This window comes from Enterococcus sp. AZ084, from assembly GCF_051714905.1.
Lineage (GTDB): Bacteria > Bacillota > Bacilli > Lactobacillales > Enterococcaceae > Enterococcus_B > Enterococcus_B pernyi.
This window is the reverse complement of the sequence record NZ_JBIOSS010000001.1, coordinates 2,359,107-2,383,244: the sequence shown is the minus strand read 5'-3', so window position 1 is coordinate 2,383,244 and position 24,138 is coordinate 2,359,107. Positions and strand designations below refer to the sequence as shown.

At 38.4% G+C, this 24,138-nt stretch carries 16 protein-coding genes and 1 riboswitch; of the genes, 13 read left to right on the top strand and 3 right to left on the bottom strand.

Going from position 1 to position 24,138, the window contains the following annotated elements:
* The 7 genes from IGI79_RS10845 (at position 1) to IGI79_RS10815 (ending at position 6,544) form a co-directional block, all read left to right on the top strand.
* Positions 1 to 1,113, top strand: a complete 1,113-nt coding sequence (locus IGI79_RS10845; RefSeq protein WP_438845953.1) for an amidohydrolase/deacetylase family metallohydrolase — start codon at positions 1 to 3, stop codon at positions 1,111 to 1,113.
* The gene (locus tag IGI79_RS10840; RefSeq protein ID WP_438764673.1) at positions 1,097 to 2,197 is read left to right on the top strand and encodes a DgaE family pyridoxal phosphate-dependent ammonia lyase; all 1,101 of its coding nucleotides are present in this window, start codon (positions 1,097 to 1,099) and stop codon (positions 2,195 to 2,197) included. The genes IGI79_RS10845 and IGI79_RS10840 overlap by 17 nt, the downstream gene beginning before the upstream one ends.
* 5 nt (positions 2,198 to 2,202) lie before the next feature.
* Complete coding sequence (dagF, locus tag IGI79_RS10835) at positions 2,203 to 2,952, top strand: 2-dehydro-3-deoxy-phosphogluconate aldolase (RefSeq protein ID WP_034691486.1); 750 nt, start codon at positions 2,203 to 2,205, stop codon at positions 2,950 to 2,952.
* A 2-nt stretch (positions 2,953 to 2,954) separates the two neighbouring features.
* A complete protein-coding gene (locus tag IGI79_RS10830; RefSeq protein WP_438845952.1) occupies positions 2,955 to 3,962 on the top strand; it encodes a sugar kinase in 1,008 nt (335 codons plus the stop codon).
* Positions 3,963 to 4,795: 833 nt separating this feature from the next.
* A complete protein-coding gene (locus IGI79_RS10825) occupies positions 4,796 to 5,371 on the top strand; it encodes a TIGR00730 family Rossman fold protein (RefSeq protein WP_438845951.1) in 576 nt (191 codons plus the stop codon).
* Entirely contained in the window at positions 5,371 to 5,811 is a 441-nt protein-coding gene (locus IGI79_RS10820; RefSeq protein ID WP_195475748.1) for a nucleoside 2-deoxyribosyltransferase, read from the top strand. The genes IGI79_RS10825 and IGI79_RS10820 overlap by 1 nt, the downstream gene beginning before the upstream one ends.
* Positions 5,812 to 5,827: 16 nt before the next feature.
* Positions 5,828 to 6,544, top strand: coding sequence for a deoxynucleoside kinase (locus IGI79_RS10815; protein WP_195273262.1), 717 nt, complete (start codon positions 5,828 to 5,830; stop codon positions 6,542 to 6,544).
* Positions 6,545 to 6,724: 180 nt separating this feature from the next.
* Here the strand turns inward: IGI79_RS10815 and IGI79_RS10810 are convergent, their stop codons facing one another.
* Positions 6,725 to 6,907 carry a hypothetical protein gene (locus tag IGI79_RS10810; protein ID WP_010734708.1) on the bottom strand — a complete coding sequence of 61 codons (183 nt, stop codon included), beginning with the start codon at positions 6,905 to 6,907 and terminating at the stop codon, positions 6,725 to 6,727.
* A 352-nt stretch (positions 6,908 to 7,259) separates the two neighbouring features.
* Positions 7,260 to 7,676, bottom strand: coding sequence for a hypothetical protein (locus tag IGI79_RS10805; RefSeq protein WP_260697731.1), 417 nt, complete (start codon positions 7,674 to 7,676; stop codon positions 7,260 to 7,262).
* 307 nt (positions 7,677 to 7,983) lie between these two features.
* Here IGI79_RS10805 and IGI79_RS10800 point away from each other — a divergent pair, with 307 nt between their 5' ends.
* From IGI79_RS10800 to IGI79_RS10785, 4 genes are all read left to right on the top strand, one after another.
* Positions 7,984 to 9,378: a glycoside hydrolase family 1 protein gene (locus IGI79_RS10800; RefSeq protein ID WP_438845950.1), complete on the top strand. Its 1,395-nt coding sequence runs from the start codon at positions 7,984 to 7,986 to the stop codon at positions 9,376 to 9,378.
* A gap of 192 nt (positions 9,379 to 9,570) precedes the next feature.
* Complete coding sequence (locus IGI79_RS10795) at positions 9,571 to 10,119, top strand: hypothetical protein (protein ID WP_260697729.1); 549 nt, start codon at positions 9,571 to 9,573, stop codon at positions 10,117 to 10,119.
* Positions 10,120 to 10,431: 312 nt separating this feature from the next.
* Complete coding sequence (locus tag IGI79_RS10790) at positions 10,432 to 12,510, top strand: LTA synthase family protein (RefSeq protein ID WP_438845949.1); 2,079 nt, start codon at positions 10,432 to 10,434, stop codon at positions 12,508 to 12,510.
* A gap of 601 nt (positions 12,511 to 13,111) precedes the next feature.
* On the top strand, positions 13,112 to 13,978 hold the full coding sequence (locus IGI79_RS10785) for a helix-turn-helix domain-containing protein (protein ID WP_066025490.1): 867 nt from the start codon (positions 13,112 to 13,114) through the stop codon (positions 13,976 to 13,978).
* Between the two features lie 180 nt (positions 13,979 to 14,158).
* On the opposite strand, the gene ndk is transcribed toward IGI79_RS10785, so the two are convergent.
* Entirely contained in the window at positions 14,159 to 14,593 is a 435-nt protein-coding gene (gene ndk / locus IGI79_RS10780) for a nucleoside-diphosphate kinase (RefSeq protein WP_438845948.1), read from the bottom strand.
* A gap of 143 nt (positions 14,594 to 14,736) precedes the next feature.
* Positions 14,737 to 14,909, top strand: a riboswitch (M-box (ykoK) riboswitch).
* Positions 14,910 to 15,252: 343 nt separating this feature from the next.
* Between ndk and mgtA the strand changes: the two genes are divergently transcribed.
* Together mgtA and IGI79_RS10770 are read left to right on the top strand one after the other, a co-directional pair.
* The gene (gene mgtA / locus IGI79_RS10775) at positions 15,253 to 17,901 is read left to right on the top strand and encodes a magnesium-translocating P-type ATPase (protein WP_104776709.1); all 2,649 of its coding nucleotides are present in this window, start codon (positions 15,253 to 15,255) and stop codon (positions 17,899 to 17,901) included.
* A 1,384-nt stretch (positions 17,902 to 19,285) separates the two neighbouring features.
* Positions 19,286 to 24,130 (top strand): hypothetical protein, encoded by a 4,845-nt coding sequence (locus IGI79_RS10770; protein ID WP_438845947.1) that lies wholly within the window; start codon positions 19,286 to 19,288, stop codon positions 24,128 to 24,130.
* Positions 24,131 to 24,138: the final 8 nt, after the last annotated feature.

The following is a 24,138-nucleotide window of genomic DNA, read 5'->3' as shown; positions in this document are numbered from 1 at the left end:
ATGTTTGATTTAATTATAAGAAATGGCAAGGAGTTAGGTAAAGACCCTGTTGATATCGGTGTGAAGAACGGCAAGATCGCCTTGATCAGTAAATACATCGAAGAAACGGCAAAACAAGAACTGACACTTTCAGACGAACAGTATCTCTCCGCAGGGTGGATCGATGATCATGTCCATTGTTTTGAAGAAATGACATTATATTACGACTATCCCGATGAAATCGGTGTGGATAAAGGGGTAACCACGGTCATTGATGCTGGAACGACAGGTGCGGAGAACATCCATACATTTTATGAACATGCAAAGCAAGCAAAGACAAATGTTTTTGCTTTATTGAATATTTCAAGATGGGGGATTGTGGAACAAGATGAGTTGGCAGATTTATCAAAAATCCAAACAGATCTGGTTCATCAAAAAATAACAGAATTGCCTGATTTTATTGTAGGGCTAAAAGCTCGGATGAGTAAAACAGTCGTGGGGAAAAATGGGATTACGCCTTTAAAGTTAGCAAAAGAAATCCAAAAGCAAAATGCTGGATTACCATTAATGGTCCATATCGGTTCTGCGCCTCCACGTTTAGATGAAATTTTAGCGCATATGGGAAAGAATGATGTGATGACCCATTGTTTCAATGGAAAGCCTAATGGCATCATTGATCCAGCGACCAATGAAATCAAATCCTTCGTCAAAAAAGCCATTGCTGATGGTGTGGTGTTCGACATCGGACATGGGACTGATAGTTTCAATTTTGATGTGGCAGAAACTGCGCTCCATGCGGGAATCAAAGCCGATTCGATCAGCACAGATATCTATATCAGAAATCGTAAAAATGGTCCGGTATATGATTTAGCAACGACGATGGAGAAACTCTACGTTGTCGGTTATTCTTGGCAAGAAATCCTTGAAAAAGTGACCAGCGCACCAGCGAGACAGTTCAACCTAGCGACAAAAGGCAACATCAAAGAAGGCTTTGATGCAGACTTTACGATTTATAAGTTTCACGATCAAGAAAAACAATTGACGGATTCGAATGGCAATACACGAACGACCACACAGCAAATTATCCCTGTAAGCGTTATTATTGGAGGTGTCAGTTATGACTGTGAATCATGAGAAATTTGGCTTGAATGAAGTGATCAATGCTTCTGGTCGAATGACGATCTTAGGCGTGTCCACTTTGAGCGAATCGGTGTTAGAAGCCCAGCGTTTTGGGGGCGAACATTTTTTTGAAATGGCTGAATTGATGAAGAAAACCGGTGCATACTTGGCAAAACAATTAGAAGTAGACGATGTTCAAATCGTTTCTTCCGCATCTGCTGGAATCGCTCAATCCGTTGCTGCGGTGATCGGTCAAGGATCGATGTATCATGTACATCACCCTTATGACGAAACGATCAAACGCAGAGAAATCATTTTACCCAAAGGCCACAATGTCGATTATGGTGTGCCAGTGGAACTAATGATCCAACAAGGAGGTGGGCATGTCATTGAGGCAGGGTATGCCAACCAATGTACACCTGACCACATCGAGGCGATGATCACCGAGCAAACAGCAGGTATTTTGTACATCAAAAGTCATCATACCGTACAGAAAAGTATGTTGGATGTGGCAGAAGCGGTAAAAGTGGCTAATCACTACGAACTGCCTTTGATCGTTGATGCAGCAGCCGAAGAAGACTTACTTAAATATACCGCATTAGGCGCTGATCTAGTGATCTATTCAGGTGCCAAAGCGATTGAAGGTCCAAGTGCAGGGATGGTGATTGGTAAAGATCCGTTTGTTTCTTGGGTTCGTCTGCAATCACAAGGCATTGGTCGATCGATGAAGATCGGCAAAGAAAATGTTTTAGGCTTTGTCCAAGCAGTCGATGATTATTTGATACATGGTAGTGAATCAGGTGAATCGATGAAAAAAAGAGTTCAGCCATTTGTCGAAGCACTGGAAAAGTTGCCAGGTATCAAGGCTAAAGTCGTCCAAGATCCAGCTGGGCGAGAAATCTATCGTGCCAGCATCCAAGTCGTTACAGGCTCTGCCAGAACGATCATCGAGCAGCTAAAAGCAAAAGCCCCAGTCATTTATACCAGAGAGTACCAAGCGAACAACGGGATCATTGAGTTTGATATTCGCTCAGTGACGCAAAAAGAGATGGAACAGATCATCCAACGTTTAAATGAAATCTTACAACCAAAGGAGTAATCATGATGTCATTGACCCCAAATTATCTTGAAGATAGAATCTGTTTGAATGTGCTAGCCAATTCTGTCGAAAATGCAAAAGAATGTTATGAAGCAGCCGAAGGGCATATCCTACTAGGTGTTTTATCTAAAAATTATCCGAGTGATGATGCAGCTATCACAGACATGAAAAAATACCAAGAAGCAACAAATAATGCCTTATCAATCGGCTTAGGTGCCGGCGATCCAAAGCAAAGCCAGATGGTGACTCGCTTGGCGAAAGTATTACAACCCCAACATGTCAACCAAGTTTTCACAGGTGTTGGCGCTTCTCGTGCGGTCTTAGGACAGTCAGACACGATCGTCAATGGTTTAGTTTCTCCAACTGGAAAAGAAGGATACGTCAATCTTGCCACTGGTCCTTTAAGTAGCCAAGGCCCTGCTGCAATGGTACCGATCGAAACAGCCATTCGTTTGTTACAGGATATGGGTGGAAGCTCGATCAAATATTTTCCGATGAAGGGATTGGCGCATAAGAAAGAATATGAAGCTGTTGCAGCAGCTTGTGCAGCGTTTGATTTTTATTTAGAGCCAACAGGTGGAATCGATTTGACGAATTTTGAAGAAATCGTTCAGATCGCATTAGATGCAGGAGTCAAAAAAATCATCCCCCACGTCTATAGTTCGATCATTGATCCAGAGACAGGTGACACTCGACCACAGGAAGTCCGTCAGTTGTTGGAAATGATGAAAAAATTAGTGAAAACAGGTGAGTGACCATGAAAATCGGTGCATTTGGTGAAGTGATGTTGAGGCTGACACCTCCAGAATTCCTGATGTTGGAACAGACGCACACTTTGCGTATGGCTTATACAGGAACAGGTGTGAATCTAGTCGGTAATCTAGCGCATTTCGGGGTGGAAAGTTACTTGTTGACGGCGTTACCAGACAATCGTTTGGGAGATGCAGCGTTAGCTAATTTGAAGAGTTTAGGTATCAATACCTCCTATGTCATTCAAAAAGAACAACATATCGGTACTTATTTTGCTGAGATGGGCTATGGGGTCAGACCAACAGAAATCACCTATCAAAATCGTAAAAACAGTTCTTTTGGCTTAGCTACAGTGGCTGATTATGCCATCGAGGACTTTATCGAAACAGTTGATTTAGTCCACATCTGTGGCATAAGTTTGAGTTTGAATGAGCATTCAGCGGAAGTGGCGCTTGCTGTAGCAAAAACAGCGCATAGGAAAGGAAAAAAAGTTTGTTTTGATTTTAATTTTCGTCCGAGTCTAAACCAAGAGCCAGATAAAAAAAGAGTGATGAAGGAACGTTATCAAGAAATACTGCCCTATTGCACAGTCATCTTTGGTTCTGTTCGTGATTTGTCTGAATTATTAGAGAGGCCGATCGACCTTTCCAGTCCTTCTGCCAAGATTCGTTCGTTCCAAAAATTTTTAAGTGATTACCAAATTGACTGGTTTGCTGGTACGACACGGCAATCAACCAGTGAAAAGAAACAACTAAGTGGTTATCTGATGACTTCGACAGAATGGATCGAAACAGAAGCGTATCCACTGGATAGTTTAGATCGTATCGGAGCAGGTGATGCCTTTGCTGCGGGGATTTTATTAGGCTATAGTGAGGATTGGTCATTGGATCGAACCGTTCAATTTGCATTAGGTAATTCACGCTTAGCCCACACGATCCAAGGGGATGTGCCACTGACGACCAGAAAGCAAGTGGACCAATTATTGACGCATCCAACGATTGATTTAAATCGATAAAATAAGTTATACAAAAAAATGGGCGAAAAATGGTACAGTTTTTCGTAGCTTTTCAGATTCGCTTGACTCTCTATCTGGGAATCAGTATCATAAATGGCAGATAGAAACAGTCAAATAAAAAAGGCCCCCCAATTTTTAGTGGCAGCTAAAAATTGAGGGCTTGAGTAGTCAACGCATTGACCAATCAAGTTTGCCATAGTCAATGGAAACCATCGACCGAGTTCATTGTATCGAATCTTAAAAGAGATTGCTAGCTTTTTTGTCGATTAAATGAATAAAATGTATGGGCTTTTATTTACTGTGCCAAAAAGAGGAGGGACAATCGTTCCCTCTTCTTTTTTTGTCCAACACGTATACCCAAGGACGATTGATCAGAAGTAAGATCGAAAGAATAAGTAATGATCCACAACATCGTTTATCGCTTTTTCCGAACCCTTATCAATGATCAAGGCAAGTCATGCGTACTGACCTCAGCCATGCTTTGACTGTTTTCTATCTTCTAACGGATCAGCCATTGAGAATTTGCTGATCGATACAAATAAAAATAACAAAAGAAATAAAATGGATTTCTTTCTTCAACAGAAGTCAAATGTTATTCGCAAGAAAGTCGAAAGAAAGAGAATATCACAAAGTTAGACCCTGTATTTTTGTATTTTTTAGTTATTTAAAAATTGATGTTGAAACATAATCTAATTAAATGCTATCCAAAGACTAAACACTATATATAGTGTTTTTTGTTTTGTATAACACTAAAATGCAACTAAATCTAGTCTTTTATTTTAAAAAAACAAGAGTAGAATAAAGGTAGATCGATTAGTAAGGATGTGTTTTTTTTGAAGTTGACTATTTTTTGTGGTTCACGTTTTGGGCAAGATCAGAAGTATATTCTGTTAGCTGAAACGATTGGAAAATATATGGCAGAAAAACAAATTGAATTGGTTTATGGTGGCTCAGATTCGGGTATCATGGGTGTTTTTAGTCGCACGATCTTACAAAATGGCGGACAAGTAACAGGAATCTATCCAGTCGGGCTGTTTTCTGAAGAATTACCAAAAACAGATGTGACCACGTTTATACCAACAGAAACGATCGATAAACGTAAGGAACTATTATTCGAAAAAGAGGAAGCAGTGCTGGTTTTTCCTGGAGGACTAGGTACACTTGAAGAATTTTCGCAGCTACTCTCCTGGATGGCGATCAGCTTGGTACCAGAAAAACCAATGGGTATCCTTGATGTTCATGGGTATTATTCAGGATTGAAAGAATTGATTAGGAATTTTGCAAGAGAAGGATTTATGGCTGAGAAATGGCTCAACCATCTTTATTTTTCAAATGATCCTTTTGAGCTGATCGATCAATTATGTGCAACAGAAAAACAAACGAAATCAATGATGCAGGAGATTAAATAATGAGTTATATTTATTTAGCAGGACCTTTTTTTTCAGATGAACAAATCGAGCGGATTGCTCAGGTTGAAACGGCATTGACTGCCAATCCAACGGTGGATAGTTTCTACTCGCCAAGACACCATCAACACAGTAATTATGAGATGTTTAGTAGCGGATGGGCGCAAGAAGTCTACGAGAGAGACATGAAAGAACTTGCCTCGGCAGACTTGGTCGTAGCAATCCTAGACTTTGAACATCAGACGATCGATCCTGGCACTGCCTATGAATTAGGCGTCGCCACGATGATGGACAAACCGATCATCATTTTTCAAGAAGAAACGGTACCTACTAATTTGATGATCACCCAAAGTTTACATTCATATGTAAAAACGTTCGAAGCGATCCAAGCATATGATTTTAAGATGTTACCCAAAAGTGCTTATAAAGGCGAATATTTATAGAATGAGAAGGGATTAGATGTCAGTGATATTGATTTCAGGAACAATTGGCGCAGGAAAGAGTAGTTTGACCGATATGCTTGCCAAAAAGATTGATTCAACACCATTTTATGAAAATGTAGAGGACAACGAGGTACTACCTTTGTTTTACTCTAATCCAGAGCAATATGCGTTTTTATTACAAATCTTCTTTTTGAATAAACGATTTTTAGCTATGAAAAATGCACTGAACCATGATGATAACGTATTGGACCGTTCGATTTATGAAGACAGTTTATTGTTTCATCTAAATGCTGATTTAGGTCGTGTGTCAGATATTGAAGTCCAACAATACGATAACCTCTTAGATACGATGCTTCATGAATTAGATGATGTTGCACCTAAAAAAAGACCCGATCTACTCGTGCATATCAAAGTCTCTCTTGATACGATGTTGGCACGAATCAAGAAACGTGGACGAGACTATGAACAATTGGATAGTGATGAAACGCTTTATCAGTATTACCGCTCATTAAATGAACGGTATGATCAATGGTACGAAGACTTTGATGTTTGTCCAAAAATCCAAATAGATGGTGATGCCTTTGATTTTGTTGAAAGACCTGAAGATGCACAAGTCGTGATAGAGCAGATCCAAGCAAAATTGGCTGAATTAGAAGAACAGCAGTCTGGAAGTTATTATACCGACAATCAACATGCTAAAGGGCAGCAATTAGATTCGTCAGGTACTATGTAAGGCGAGACAAAAGTAAAATCCGCTTTTATTTTCAACCTGTAAGTGAATAAACGATGGAGATAGAAGTTCTCTCTTAAAAAAATAAGGCAACAACTACAAAAAGTGGAAGAATGATTTTTGTAGTTGTCGCCTTATTTTTAGAGACTAAACATTTCTGTTCCGCGCTCTTTTTTTGTATTTTTAACTATTTGTTTCTTTGTTCGACTCTTCTCGGCTTGTAAAAAACTCAAAAGGTTGATTCGAACCCTCGATCATTTTATGGCAATGGTCACAAAAATTGGCTCTTCCTTGGTCGTTGATCTCTGTGTGTACATTTTGATTCGTCGTACAGGTACAGTAATCTTGAGTATTTGCTGTCTGCATATTCTTTCTCCTTAGTATATCAAGTGCTTCTTTACTATAGCAGAAACACAGGATAGAAACAAAATTAATTAAGAAAACTTAGAATTTTTAGCGATGAACATGTATCAGAAAATTGACGCATCATTGTGAGCTTTCATAGTGAAAAACGGCTAAAAGATGCACGATCTAATGAAAAGAAACATGAGTGGGAAAGCATATTCTAAAACTGAATAAACGTCGAAATAGCAGTAACCGCTTCGAAAAATAAGGCACCATCCACAAAAATTAGGAAAACAATTTTCGTAGATGGCGCCTTATTTTTCGAGATGAAACATTTCTGTCTCGACTGCTGCTTTTATGTTATGCACTCAAACTATAACGTATAGATATTACCTTCATCATCTTCTATACGAAAATTACCGATTTTTCTAAAATGAAAAGTCTGAGTCGAACCGTCTTTTTTACCAACGATCGTATACTCCTCATTTTCAGTTGTGATCTTGACATCGGTTAACACGATTTTCTCTGGAGACGTGCTTGCTGTATCAGTTTCAGACTCAGCATATGTTCGTGTCCATTCCATCGTGTCATCTTTAAATTTGATCTCTGCATTGGCAAGGTCCATGTTTTTTCGGACCTTCAGTGTATAGGTGCTATTTGTTATATCAGATGTATCCGCCTGAAAAGTGGTCGTATTCGTTGTTTCTTCCGTTGAGTGATTTGATTGATTACAGCCAGAAAAAGTAAGTAAGGCAAAAATCAATGTAAAGTAAATCAATGTTTTTTTCAAAATAATGCCCCCAGTAGATTGGATAAAGTGATTATACCATTGAATCCAGCAACATGAAATAAATGGCTACAAAAAGTAAGTTTTTGAAGCCATTGGTGTTTTAGATTGGCGCTATGGGAAGATTGCCGGGGAGTAAAGTCATCATTTTTTGAGTATCCTTAGCCCGATTTTATTATTTGTCCTAATTGGTCTAGTCTTTTTATGGAAAACGGTTTATAATAATGATTGTAAGCGGAGAAAACGTTTGCTATATTGTGGATGTGCGACATAAAAAAACATAAATGAAAAGAAACAACGAGGTGCAAAAATGACAACATATCAATTTCCAGAAAAATTTTGGTGGGGTTCTGCAGCAAGTGGACCACAAACAGAAGGTCGTATACCTGGCGATCATAAAGGAGACAATATTTTTGATTATTGGTTTTCCAAAGAGCCAGAAAAATTCTTTGATCAAGTCGGTCCGGAAAAAGCGTCGCAAGTCTATACAAAATATAAAGAAGATGTCCAGTTGATGAAACAAACCGGACATAATTCATTTCGAACATCTATTCAATGGAGTCGCTTGATTCCAGATGAAACAGGTGAAGTCAATCCCCAAGCAGTCGCATTTTATAATAGTTATTTTGATGAACTGATTGCACAAGGTATTGAGCCATTTGTTAACTTGTATCATTTCGATATGCCAATGTACCTTCAAGAAAAAGGTGGGTGGTTAGCTCGTGAAACTGTCGAAGCTTATGAAACGTATGCCAAAACTTGTTTTGAATTATTTGGAACGAAGGTAAAAAAATGGTTCACGCATAATGAACCAATCGTTCCTGTCGAAGCTGGTTATTTATATCGTTGGCATTACCCTGAAGAGTCGGATATGAAAAAAGCAGTTCAAGTTGGCTATCACGAGGCATTATCTTCTGCGTTAGCTATCAAAGCCTATCATGAAACAAAACAAGACGGTAAAATCGGGATCATCTTAAATTTAACACCTAGTTATCCAAGAAATGAGAACGATCCTGCCGATGTGAAAGCTGCGCAAATCGCCGATGCCTTTTTCAATCGCTCATTTTTAGATCCCGCTGTTAAAGGAGAATTTCCACAAGAATTGATCGAGATCGTAACTGAGCTAGATCTTCTTCCGGACATGCAGGAAGAAGATCTAGCAATTATCAAAAATAATACGGTGGATCTTTTAGGAATCAATTATTATCAGCCACGCCGTATCAAAGCTAAAGAAACAGCAATCGATACAACAAATGGCCCAATGCCCGAAGATTACTTTGATAACTATGAAATGCCGGGACGTAAAATGAATCCTTATCGCGGGTGGGAGATTTATGAAAAAGGTATTTACGATATCTTGATCAATGTTCGAGACAACTACGGCAACATCGACTGTTTTATCTCAGAAAACGGTATGGGTGTTGAAAATGAAGCCCGCTTTATTGAAGCTGACGGAATGATCCATGATGATTATCGCATCGAATTTGTCCAAGAACACTTAAAATATGTGCATCAAGCAATCGAAGAAGGTGCGAACTGCTTAGGCTATCACATGTGGACGTGTATGGATAACTGGTCATGGACGAATGCGTATAAAAATCGCTATGGCTTTATTTCAGTCGATCTAGCTGATGGCAAACGGACGATCAAAAAATCTGGCTACTGGTTCAAAGAAGTAGCTGATACAAATAGTTTTTCTGTTTGATTAGAAATTTGTTCTTTTTTGAAATTTTTTAATTTAAAAAATGATCCCGAGATTCACGATGATCTCGGGATTTTCACTTTCATACATCATCGATATGCGTTATTTTTTATCTTTTTCTTTAATTTCTTCGCTTAAAGTTTCATTTTTTGTATATAATAGATTAGGTAAATTTGAATGGGAGTGGAAGAAGGTATGCGAAAAAAAAGGCCTTTTCTTCTCTTTTGGTTAATTGGCTTTTTTATAATACTTATGTTATCCGCAGTATTTTCTGGTAAAATGACCGCTGATCTTGCGCACAAAGAACCAGAAACAACCATTGCAAATAAAGCTTCAGTAGATGAATTCAAAAAAGAATTTTCAACCTATTGGTGGGCGGACTACGAAGTTGTAGCGAACTATGAAAAGGGAGAATTAGAGATTTATCTGCCAAAAGACAAGGAAAAAAATCAATTCATCAATGTCAATGATGTATTAAGTGCCCTTTCAATCAGGCAAGTCCAACACGGAGACAAGCACTTGAGTGTGCTGCTTTTGACCGAAGATAAACAGAAAGTCGCACGGTTAAAAAATGGAAAGGTATCTTCTAGTTATTCTGAAAAAGTAGACCCAGACATGGTCAATCAACGCTTGACTGAATGGCGGAAGACGACAGAAGAAATCCAAGAAATAACTGAAACCACCACCTCTTCATCCGAAGAGACGTCCAATACGACTAATTCTAGTGTAGTAACTGGACCGTAACAGCAACAAGCGCATAAACAAGTGAAAAAAGTTCAAATTTTCTAACATAAAAATATTGAGATCTGCTAGTGGAAGAGTTGGGGCAAGAAATGTTCAGCTCTGATCAATAAGGCGGAATCTAGGCAAATTAAGACAATTTGCCTAGATTCCGCCTTATTTTCGAAGCAGTTACTTTCCGGAAAGCAGAAAAGCAACGATAGAACACCAGTTATTAATTTATAAAAAAGAGTAAAAAAACAGATTTTTTTAGCAAAAACTAAATGTTTAGGAGCAAAATAGACAGGAACAATAATTTAGAGAGAAGTGGTGACTTTGACACAACTAAAAAAAATTGGCCAACATCAAGTACTCATCGTTTTGATTGCTGGCTTTTTCTTTTGGATGAAAACGATTTTTGCCTACTATACTGATTTTTCTTTAGGCGTAGAAGGAAGCATCCAAACGTTTATTTTATGGATCAATCCAATAGCGACAACGCTATTGTTTTTTGGGATTTCTTTGTATTTTAAGAAAGTCAGAACAAGTTTGATCGTTTTATTTATCATCGATTTTTTAAACACGTTATTGCTATATTTGAATATTATTTTCTATCGTGAGTTCACAGATTTCATTACCGTTAAATCAGCACTAGGTTTCTCCAAGGTTTCCCAAGGATTGTCTGGTAGCTCTTTTTCTTTGATGAAGCCTCATGATATCCTTTATTGGATCGATATCGCCGTCTTTGCTTTTCTGCTGATTCGCGTATTTATAAAAAAAGTACCATTGAAAGCACTCCCTGTGCGTAAGCCAGTGGCGGTTGCGGTGACTTGTTTGTCTGCGTTGATCTTTTCTGGCAATCTGGCAATGAGTGAAGCGAATCGCCCTCAATTATTGCAACGGACATTCGATCGTTCTTATATTGTTAAATATCTTGGACTTGATGCCTATACGATCTATGATGGGATAAAAACAGGGATCACTAGCAGTGTCAGAGCGCATGCAAGCAGCAATGGCTTAGATGAAGTTCTCGATTACACCAAATCTCACTACGCTGCTCCTGATCCAGAGATGTTTGGACTTGCAAAAGGAAGAAATGTGATCGTATTGCATTTGGAAAGTTTTCAACAATTTTTGATCAATATGAAAGTAGATGGACAGGAGGTCACTCCTTTTTTAAATAGTCTCTTTACCGATCAGGGAACAATCAGTTTTGATAACTTTTTCCATGAAGTTGGACAAGGGAAAACCAGTGATGCGGAGAACATGTTGGAAACCGGGACGTTTGGGTTGCCTCAAGGTTCGTTGTTTACAGAATTAGGTTCAGATAATGTGTTCCAAGCTGCTCCAGCCATCTTGGATCAGACACAAGGCTATACCAGTGCGGTTTTTCATGGGAATGTCGGTAGTTTCTGGAATCGTGATCATGTATACAAAAATCTAGGGTATGATAATTTCTTTGATCGCTCATATTTCGCTGATTCAGATGAGATGCTTGGCTATGGTATTTTAGATAAAAATCTATTTCGAGAATCCGCAAACTATCTTGAACATTTGCAACAACCATTTTATGCGAAGTTTCTTTCTGTCACGAATCACACCCCTTATTATACAGATGACAAAAACTTTGATTTTCCTTCGTTAAATACAGGAAATAGTACCGTTGATAATTATGTGCGGACGGCCCATTATTTAGATCAGTCTCTCAAACAGTTCTTTACTTATTTGAAAGCTTCTGGGATTTATGACCATTCGATGTTCGTGATTTACGGGGATCATTTTGGTATCTCAAATACGGACAATAAAGACCTTGCTTCAGCACTAGGAAAAGATCCAGAAACATGGGGCGATTTTGATAATGCGCAGATGCAAAGAGTACCACTGATGTTCCATATTCCAGGTTATACAAAAGGAACAGTCAAACATGAGTATGGTGGTGAAATCGATGTTTTACCAACTTTACTCCATTTATTAGGAATCGAGGACAAAAATTATATCCATTTTGGTACAGATTTACTTTCACCTCAACATGACCAAGTCGTGGCATTCAGAAATGGGAATTTTGTCGCGCCGGATTACACCGTATTAGGTGGAAAAATCTATGATACGAAAACAGGGGCATTACTTGAAGAAAACCAAGCAGCGGAACAAAAAGTCGCACAAGAACAAAATCAGGTAAAAACAGCTTTGAGTCTTTCTGATAAACTCAATCAAGAAAATCTTTTGCGATTCTATGTGCCAAATGGATTTACGACGATCGATCCTGCAAAGTATGACTATAAGAATCAAGTGCAACGGAACCAACAAATTGAAAAAGAAAAAGGTGCAGCCTCAACAAGTGTCTATTCTAAAAATCATGATCAAACAACAACCAATCTATACCCTGCAGAGGATGGATCGGCGGACAAACCATAGACATGGCTAGATGTCGGTGAAGGAGCAAGCTATCTTAAGGCTTCTTTCACAACCTGGATCAACGGTGTTCAAGTAGCTGACCTTCAACACTAAACTGAAAAATCAAAAAATATGAGGAACTATTTTCTGCCTTTTCATCTTACTGTTCAGGTCAAAGCGCTTCTTTCACAACCTATGATAAACGGTGTTCGAAAGCCAGCTCCTTCAATATTAAGTCAAAACTTGAAAAAATATAGAAAGCTATTTCCTCAAGTTTCATCTTAATATTCGGAGCTGAACGGCTTTCTCACAACCTGGATCAACGGTGTTCAATCAGCAACACTTCAGTAATAAGTCAAAAAAACCTAAAATGAAAAAGCCATTTTTGCTTTTTCTGCCTTATTATTCAGTGCTGAACGCTTCTTTCACAACCTTACAAAACTTCCAAAAAGTTGTAATTTCACTTTTTAGAAGTTTTTTTATTGTTCTTCAAATATTTTTTTATTTATGCGTACTTAATTAGTGAATGCAATAAATATTTCGATAGTTATTTCTCTTTTTCGGTTGTTGTTCTGACGAAGAGGATCTTATTGGAAAATGCACACACTAAAGGAGGCATATTATGCACGATGGAGAATTGATCAAAAAATTACGGGTAAGTCGCAAGTTGACACAGTCACAATTGGCAGAAGGGATCTGTTCAAAAACTTCGCTTGTGGGGATCGAGAATCGTACGATCAAAAAAATTTCTTTTTTAACACTGATGGCATTTCTTGATCGGTTGAATATCACACTTACTGAATACGAATCGTTACGAAATCAAGTGGAAGAACCACGGAAAACGAGAAAAACACGTAATCTTTTGAATAAAGTTCAGGAGGATGATTTTGATCCCTACAAAGAAATCGCCGACAATCGCAAGCAATTTAAGCGAACGGCTGATCTTTACTATCTCGTACTGAATATACATATGTATTGGAAATCAAGTGTGAAGCCAGATATCCAATTGGAATTTTTGGGATATGAGATACGAATGATCGAAGATTACTTTATGAAACTGAAAGAATTTGGTCGATATGAACTAGACTTATTAGCAGAGTTCCCCTTTATTTTCAGCGATTCCTTTATCGAAAACAATTATTTGAAAATTAAAAAAAGAATGCGTAAAGCAATGAAGTCAGGTTATGATCAGTGTTTGTTTCTTTTTTTAAAGAATTTAACTGTCTATTATATCGACAAAAAAAGATATAAAAAAGCACGAAGTATCAATGAAGATATGTATCGTTGTTTAGGTTTGAAATCAAAGACAGCTGTCATTTACGAGAGTTTGATGTCCGATTATTATCGTCGATTGATCGCCACCGCATTAGGGGAACCAATCAAAAAAGAGGAGTTTGAGTCATTATTTGCAGTGATCGAGTATACCTTAGGCAAAGAAGAGCGAGATGAATTAGAAGAAAAACTATTGTCTATCCAAGCACAACGCTAGAGATTTGCTGAAAGCGGCTATTTAGTGGGCATTTGACTTAATACAAAAGGAAAACCAGTCCCTCTAGTATTGAGTCAATCCTCTCACTAAACGTGTGGAGCATGACCTCTAACAGAAGGACTGGCATATCAATAAGATGATCAAAAATTGATGCACTCAAAAAGTCAGTGAGCAAAAAATTTATTTTTTCGCATCTTCTACTTTCTTTGTATCGAATGGCGGAAAGAAACGTGTGATCTCAGTATTGGCTGCATCTCGTGAATCCGAAGCGTGAATGATATTTTCTGTACCAGGTAAGGCAAAATCGCCTCTGATCGTCCCAGGAACGGCATCCGCTGCTTTTGTTGCACCGACCATTTTGCGTACGAGATCGATCACATCTTCACCTGTTAATACCAGATAGACGACTGGACCAGAAGTCATATAGTCGATCAAGTCATCGAAAAAGCTTCGATTAGATAGATGTTGATAGTGTTCTTTTGCTAGTTTTTCAGTCATCGTCGCGAATTTCATTTCAGCGATTGCGAATCCTTTTTCTTCAAAACGCTGGATGATTCGGCCAATCAAATGACGTCTTACCCCATCAGGTTTGATAATAACAATTGTACGTTCCATATCCTTCACTCCGATCTGTTGTGATAGGTTCATTATACCTAGAGAAAGAAAACATGACAAACGAATCCCTTAGAGTTTCAACTTTTTTGAAAATGTGTTTGACATTCCAGCCAATAGTTGTTACATTAGGTGAGGAAAAACTGAATAAGATTTGTTAGGTGAGGCTCCTATACAAACATAGGCTACTGCCCAAAAATGTCGAGAGACGCCAATGGGTAGAACAGGAATTGTCGAGATAAGGCTTTTCATAAGGTAGCTAAAAGCTCTTTTGCTTTTTACGTTGTATAGTGCCAAAACTCAACGAGTAGATCATCCATGCTTTTTTTTGTGCACTTTTTTGACCTTTCGCTGAGTTTTGGCGAAAGGTTTTTTGTTTCTCACCAATCTGTTTTTTCAAATAAAAAGGTGTTAGAGGGTGATCAAGTTGGGAAGTTGAAGTATCCAGTAGTCGGCCAAGAAAGTAATTTAAGTAAACGAAAGGAGATGAGAACAAATGGATGAAAGTCCGGTGTACAAGGAGACAAAGCGTTGGTATGTTGAGACTATTATCTATCTGTTCTCAGCGCCTTTAGAACACTCTGTCTCCGTTGATTAGATAAACGATCAAGCGCACAACAGATATCAGTGTGTGCTTGATAAGATCAAAGGAGGAACACGAGATGGAAAAAAAGAAAGAAACAAAAAAAGTCTACGCTGGTTTTGCTAGTAAAAATAAGCAACAGTTATTTGACTTATTTCAAACAACACAAAAAGGCTTGTCTTCAGAACAAGTAGAAAATTTAAGAGAAACTTATGGAAATAATAGTATTTCATATGGAAAGAAAACGCCGTTTATTGTAGAAGTGATCAAGGCGTTTATCACCCCTTTCACATTAGTATTGATTGCTTTAGGAATTATTTCTTTTATCACCGAGTATCTATTAGCTGCTCCAGCAGATAAAGATTTGTTTGGTGTAATCATCATTTTTGCCATGGTGTTAGTCAGTGGCACGATGACCTTGATCCAATCCGTACGTTCGAACCAAGCTGCTGAAAAGTTGAAATCATTGGTGAAAGTAACAGCTGCCGTAAAACGAGATGGTGAATACAAAGAAATTCCTATGGAGGAAATTGTTTGTGGCGATCAAGTTCGTTTGTCAGCCGGAGATATGATCCCAGCAGACATGCGGTTGCTTTCTGCCAAAGATTTATTTATCTCACAAGCGGCATTAACGGGTGAAAGCTATCCCGTTGAGAAACATGCGACTGTGTGCTCTGGAAGAACACAAAGCGAAACGAGTTATGAAAATATTGCATTCATGGGAAGCAATGTGATCAGTGGTAGTGCAGAAGGTATCATCATCTCTGTTGGGAACGACACGATGTTTGGACATGTGGCACAAAACTTATCACAAAAACCGATAAAAACAAGCTTTGAATTAGGCATCCAAAAAACATCCATGTTGTTGATCAAATTCATGGCATTGATGGCACCAACTGTGATCGTGATCAATGGATTTACAAAAGGAGACTGGTTAGAAGCATTCTTGTTTGGTTTATCAGTCGCTGTTGGGTTAACACCAGAAATGCTACCGATGATCGTTACGACAAATCTGGTCAAAGGTGCCAGTGCTATGGCGAAAAAAGGAACAGTCATCAAAAATCTAAATGCCATTCAAAATTTTGGTGCGATCGATGTCCTTTGTACAGATAAAACAGGTACATTGACTCAAGATAAAATTATTTTAGAATACCACATGGATTGTGAAGGAAATGAAAATGACCGAGTACTGCGCCACGCCTACTTGAATAGTTACTACCAAACTGGATTAAAGAATCTTTTAGATGTTGCCATTATCGATGAAGCAGTTGAGACGTTAGATACAGAGAAGATTCGTTATCAAAAAGTAGATGAAATCCCCTTTGATTTTGAACGTAGAAGAATGAGTGTCGTGGTGGCTGACCCAGCTGGAAAAACGCAAATGATCACAAAGGGTGCGATCGAAGAAATGTTAAGTATCTCTTCATACATCGACCTTGGTGGTGAAGTCAAACCATTGACTGCTGAACAAAGAGCAACAGTTTTGGCGAAAGTGAAGGACTTGAATGAAGATGGGTTGCGTGTGATCGGTGTCGCGCAAAAAACGAATCCAAGTGTGGTTGGAGAATTTTCAGTGAAAGATGAGTCAGAAATGGTCTTGATTGGCTATCTAGCTTTCCTTGATCCACCAAAAGAAACAACCAAACAAGCCTTGAAAGCTTTGAAAGATCATGGTGTTGCTGTAAAAGTATTGACTGGTGACAACGAGTTGGTCACACGTTCTGTTTGTCGACAAGTAGGCTTACAAATCAATGAATTGATCACTGGCGAGAAAATCGCTGAGATGTCTGATAAGGAATTAGGAAAAGTTGCTGAGGCACATGATGTCTTTGTCAAATTGAATCCGCAACAAAAAGCACGATTAACCACTGCCTTACGTAACAATGGTCACACAGTAGGTTTTTTAGGCGATGGTATCAACGACGCACCAGCAATGAAAGTCGCAGATATCGGTATTTCAGTAGATACAGCAGTAGATATTGCAAAAGAATCAGCGGATGTTATCTTGTTAGAAAAAGATTTGATGATTTTAGAAAAAGGATTATTGTCAGGTAGAGAGACTTTCGGCAATATTATGAAATACATCAAAGCGACAGCTAGTTCAAACTTTGGCAACATGTTTTCTGTCTTAGTAGCTAGTACATTCCTTCCATTTTTACCTATGCTACCGTTACAAATTTTATTCTTAAATTTGATTTATGATGTATCTTGTATCTCTTTGCCATGGGATAGAATGGATAAAGAATATTTGCATGAACCAAAAAAATGGGAAGCATCAAGTATTGGCAAATTTATGGTGTACTTCGGACCAACGAGTTCCGTTTTTGACATCACGACCTATCTATTGATGTACTTTGTGATTTGTCCAGCAGTGGTTGGTGGAAGTTACCATACATTGACTGGCTCACAACAAGTTCTATTTATCGCATTGTTCCATGCTGGTTGGTTTGTTGAATCTTTATGGACGCAAACCTTAGTGTTACACGCGTTACGGACACCTAAAGTGCCTTTCTTGCAAAGTAATGCCACTTTTATTATGTTTTCAATTACAACATTAGGTATTCTAGTAGGTTCTGTTCTTCCTTTTACTAATTTTGGTGAAGGACTAGGATTGTTACCATTACCAGCTAACTATTGGATTTGGTTGATCGTGACTGTTATCGCTTATTTAGGATTAGTTACATTCATGAAAAAAATCTATATCAATAAATTTGGAGAACTATTGTAAAAGAAAATCTTTTCTGCACTTTCGTACGAGGAATTTGAGCATCCTTCAGGTAAGATTTCAATAAAAAAATAAACTTCATTTAAATGGTTCGCTTATTCTATAAAATTTTAGTGAATCGCTGCATCGTTCCATCAATAGTAAAACGCTGATAGATTAGGTATTTTAAATACCTAATCTATTTTTTTTCTGCGCTACTAAAAAAGTCAAGTACTCGCGTAAGTTATATTTAAATAATTTTTCAAAAAAGAATAAATTATATTTAAATATAACGGAAACAAGCGTTATACAATGTGTTCGAGCGATTGTTTAAAAGCAATCTATTATTACCCGTTGCCAGCTATTGTTATGTTGGATAAAGAAAATCTATGATTCAAGTAAGACTCAAAATGCTTGATTTTTAGAAAAACTAGATAACGATAAACCATTGATATAGCAGTTCGATCAAACATTGAATCAAATGGATCATTTGTCTCACTTCTTGACTCGCAACGGGATAAGGGGGCGAAGAATGGATCAATTGAAGCAATCCGACGGGGAAATACTCTTGGGAAATACGATCATAAGAGTATGCTGGGAATCGTGGCTTCAATAGAAGCGGGAATGATATATTGTCGTAGTTACTCTAAGTAGATTTAAGCGAATAACTAATGATAAGTGAGTGTAGTTGGGGTTACGGTCACGAATAGTTGAGCTATCGTTTATAAAAATAGCTGTTTGTTTAGATCGGTAGCTAATAATGTTGAGACAGGTAGATAAAATTTTTGTTACAGAGGTTTGAGTCGAAAATAGTGGAGTCTAAAATTGATCCTTTAAGGTCGGAACATAAGTGTTCAAACAAATAAGCCATCATCCATGAAAAATTGTATTTTACAAATTTTTATGAATGATGGCTTATTTATGAAAAATGGTGTTTGGGAATAGAATGTATTCATTTTTGAAGGGATTACGCATGGTCATTCGATGAGTATAAACAAAAAAAAGATTATAATGCAAAACTCGAAATAAAAAAACAACAAAACGCACTCAGAAAAATAGCCGTTTAAAAAAATGACTGGTTCTTTACTATATTATAATTCATGAAAATTTCATTCGTTTTTCATGGTAGAAAATTAAATAAGCAGAAAATGGGTGATAAAGCGAATTAGCGACACATGATTAACGTTGATATAACAGCTTTTTTTACTTTCAATTGAATTTTTAAAATCACTTGTTATTTTTAAAAGTCAAATAATATGCTCTGAAAAAAATTAATCGTTTTTCAGTAATAAAGAAATTTTTTTTAAAAATAACTGAATTTAACATTATACAATACAAAAAGAATCAAGCAAGCAATAATAATTATCAATAAGTTAATTTTGTTGTATGAAGCAGAAGGGAAGATAAGATGAAAAAAAATATTGTTATGTGTGTTGCCGCAATGCTTCTTTTTTCAGGAATAACTTCTCCATTGTCAACCGTCGTGCAGGCAGTGGATGCTGAAAATGACTCAGTCACTCTATCACCCACAACTCAAACAGAAGAGTCGATTGATCAAACCATGCAAAGTGAAGAGACAGTCACACAGACAACAGAATCAGTAAAAGAGGAGGTGAAACAGTCAGAGGCGCAGACACAAGAATCGACGACTGAAGAAAAACACTTTACTTTAACTTTTATGACAGATAGCACTCATTTATTCGAATCAGGAGCGGAAGTTAAAGAACTGACAGTGAAGGAAAACGAAAAATTAGCAAGTAATGATATCCCGAGTTTTGCGGATGATCAACCATTGAACGGTTGGGAAGTTGAAGGCAAACTCTATACGAATGAAGAAATCAGCCAATTAACAGTGACGAAGGATCTACAACTAAAAGCAGTATTTAAACAACAGGCATTCCGCTCTTTGAGAAGTACAGATGCTTCGATCAAAGATACGATTGCTACCGCGGATAAGACGAAAGTACTTGTTGTACCAAATCCTACAGATAGTACGCAAGCTTACCAGACATATGCTGCATCAGATACCGGAGTAAAAGCGGCATTAAATGATTTGTATCATGCGGGCAATATGCAAGATTACGTCATGTATATGGGATCAAACGTCACATTAACAGCTGCAACAGTCGCTAACAATATTCCAAGTACGGTCGATGCAACTAACGCTACGTTTGCCTCATTAAAAGATAAAGTAAATAAACTAGTGATCACTGGCCATTCAGATGATCCAATCACACAAGATTTAACGGTACCATCTGGTGCAAAAACACTTGCTTTTACTGCGAATGCTTACTTTGGTTCAACGATTACTTTACGAAATATTAGCTATACCGGCTCTTACTTCTATATGAATGGACACAGCTTGAATTTGAATGGGGGAGCAAACGGTAATGGTATTTCAATCTATGGTGGAACCAATTCAGGAGATGTCGTAGGGAATCCGGTAATCACTATCAATACGACAGGTTCTTATACATGGAATATCTTTGGTGGTAATCAAAATGGCGGTACGCTGAAAGGGAATACGAGTATCGTTATCAACAATACGAATAATGGGGGAATCAATACATTAGCAGGAGGAGCTAATATTGGTACCGTTGATGGAAACGTCTCTACGATTATCAATAATGCGGGTGGACGAATCACAAATTTGTACGGTGGTGGAAATGGAACCAGTGCGACCAATACAGCAAATGTTACGGGTACTGTATCTACAACTATCGGGATTACCAATAGTGCAACAGGGTTTCAATTAAGTACCTTTTATGGTGGTGTCATCTACGGGAATATTGGTGGAAAAGTAACCAATAACATCTCAGGTTATGGTCGTTGGTACGGCGCAGGGGAACGATTCATCGGTGGGTCCTCTCGAGGAAATATCGGAACCAATCGTTCAACTGACGGAATCGAAACAAATTTGGATAGTAGTTTATACAGTGCTGGACGGGCAGAATTTGAAGGCGGCAATCGTTATACCGGTACGGTCACTGGGAATATCACGAATACGGTCAAAGCAGGAACCCCATCTGCCGGTGGAATCAATGACTTCAATGGGGGCGCCGGCAATAACGTGGTTAAATTCAATAAAAGTGGGATTGGGGCATCAAATGAAACAACCTATGATGCGTATACACCACAACAAAGAGCGGATTTAGCCAAAGCTGCGGCAGAGTTCAAAGTCTTCGGTAACATCACCTCAAAATTAGTCAGTGGTTCATTCAATAATGGTGCAATTTGGACAACAGCAGCAGGTCGCGGTGGCTACATCGAAGGTAACACAACGATTGAAGTTGGAACGGCTAATGCGGATGGTTCAATCGGCGGAACTGGCTTTGCCTATTCCGGATCAATGCCAACCGATTTAGCCTATTCGACCACGAAGAAAAATCGGGGGGAAGCTTCTGGTTGGGACGTTGTAGGTGGAGGTGGTTATCCTGCTTCAAATGATACATGGGACATCTATATTAAAGGAGATACACAAACAATATTAAATAATACTGTAGCGCGATGGACTTATGGTGGTTCTTATTCAGGGGTTATTGAAGGAAATAGTTCAAACATATTAAATGGTGGAATCGCTGATACGTTAGAAGGTACAGGCTATGCAGGTACACGTGTGTATGGTAACGGACAAACCATCGTCAATGATGGTCAAGTAGACTGGTTCTTATCTGGTGGCGGATGGGATGACAAAAAAATTGTCGGAAACGTAGGAGTGACCGTTTATGAAGGCGTCATTAATGCTTCAATGGGTGCATCCTATGGTGCAAGTGGTGGACATACTGTCACTGGAAATTCAGATAATCGCATCTATGGTGGGAACTTCTCTGGTACTCCACGAACTGGTTCTAATGGCTTTTCTGGTGGTATCACAAACTATGGGTCACTACTTGGAAATGCTAGTTTACTCATCGATTTACGAAACTATGACGGTGAATTCAAGTTGCCGGGTAATACGTATATCACAGGTGGACGACCATATGGACAAAACACGAATTTGGGGACATCTGCAGACAATACGATTACGTTGAATATCTTTACCAAACCAGGTGTGGATTCATTAAATGGTGCGAGCATTTATGGGGATGGTGGTAGTAATGCTGCGTACACCAAAAATGGCTCGATCCAGATGAATATCCAAGCGGAGGGTTCTAGTATTGGTAATCTGTATGCTACACAGTATTCCAATATCAGCAGTGGGAAAATTTTGCGTAATGTTACTGCTAATGTTCAAGGAGCGGTCAGCATCAACGGTTTATCCGGTGGTGCAGCCAGTGATAACTTTACGAATACGATCGCTAGTGCTAGTACCAACAAAGTCGTGTTCAATTTTGGTGAAAATGTCGATGGTACAAACAACTATCAAACTGATCCAATCAATCTTACTGGACTAGGCATCGTCAATTTCACCGAATTAAATGTAACAAACGGATTGAAATTAATGGCAAATGGCGGAAATATCAAAAATGGTTTATCTGCGACTGCTGCCAATCATGCAACAACCTATCATTCATTTGGAAACATCCATCTGTCAAAAAATGCTGGGATCGGCGTTTCAACTTCTAGTAACTTAATTTCAGCAGCTAAGTTAACTATAGAGGATGAAGCCACTTTAGAAACGATTCCTGGAACAGGAAAAGTCAATATTTCAGATGTCGAGTTTCCTGATCCTGCAAAAGATGAATTAGTCTGGATCAAGTCAACTACTGGAGATTCAGCAACACAAGTAGATAGTACCGGTACATGGTTCGGTGCAAATAAAGCCTATCAAGTTTTGACAATCAATCCAACGATTGCCAATGCAACAAAGCTAACACCTTTGAATTTCAGAGGAACTGAAAAAGCAACTGGGAAAAGCTTCATCGGAGATAACGATGTCTCAAAATCCGGTAGTGGTTATGGTATCGCCATACCTGGTTCAGTTATCGATTATGAAGTAGAAAATCCTGGGATCGCTCAAGGCAAAGGAAGTATTTTTCATAACGTCAGTGAAGTGAAAGAAGGAAATGCGCCATTAGTCTTGAATGCATGGGGCACAGAAACTGCAGGTACAAAAGTTCAAAAAGGACGCTTGGTGATTCCATCAGGAAAAGGTATCACACCAAAATTAAGCTTTGAACCAGAAACACAAACAACTGGTTCATGGTTGTACCAAGCAGAAATCATCAGTTCAAAAAAAGGAGATACCTCAACAACGATTGCTGAACAAAAGGATTCTTCAACGATCGATTGGCAATCGCCAGATAGCGAATACAGTTATGAAGTCAAAGTGAAGTATTCGAATGCAGCTGAGCTTTCTGCTAAAAATGTGATCATTTCTGAAAAAGAAGCACAAGATTTAGTCGATAAACAATCGATTTTAACATTGATGGAGGCGAAGGGACGTCCATTCTTTACGGATTCGATCACCGCTGATGTGATGAACGAGATCAAGCAACCACTAGCAGCAGATGAAGTTTCCAGAAAACATGTCATTGATTACAAAGTCGGTACGACAGGGAATGAAAAGGAACAACAAGCAAACTTGATTGTTGTAAAAAATGAAGCAACGATTTCGACGGATCGCAGTTTTGCCGTCTATGCAAAAGATGTTCGGATGAGTTTATCTGATGCCAATGGATTGACGTCTCAACAAGAGTTGAATCAACGAACATTGGCACAAGTGATCTTAGCTGATGGCAGTGCGAATCAAGTACCAACGTTGACAGACGCAACGTTTTCAGCAATCAAGAATGCGACAGAAGCGGAAGTTTTAAAAAATGTTTCAACGACGTATAGCTATCAACTAAATGGAATAACAACTGAAAAAACAATCAATGTAGCAATTACAGGTACATTAGAGCTTAAAGAAGTACCAAATACGATGAATTTCGAGACACAAAAAGTTAAGACAACGACTCAAACGTATTGGCCATTGATCGAAGGTGATTTGATCGTGAAAGATACAAGAGGTTCTGAACGGGATAGCTGGCAATTGACAGTCACTGAAAAACAACCTTTGACTTCGGGGACAACCCAACTTTCTAATACACTTTCATTTACAGACGGTACAAAGAATACCGTACTCGGCCCCAATGCAGTGATCGTGGAAGAGAAGACACTGACGACAAATGGTGAATATCTTGTCAATCAAGAGTGGGGACAAACGAACAACAAAGGAATCAAGTTAACTGTTCCTCCGGAAAAACAAAAAGTCGGAAGTTATCAAGGAACATTATCATGGTCATTGGTTGCAGCCCCTGGTAACCCATAGAAAACACG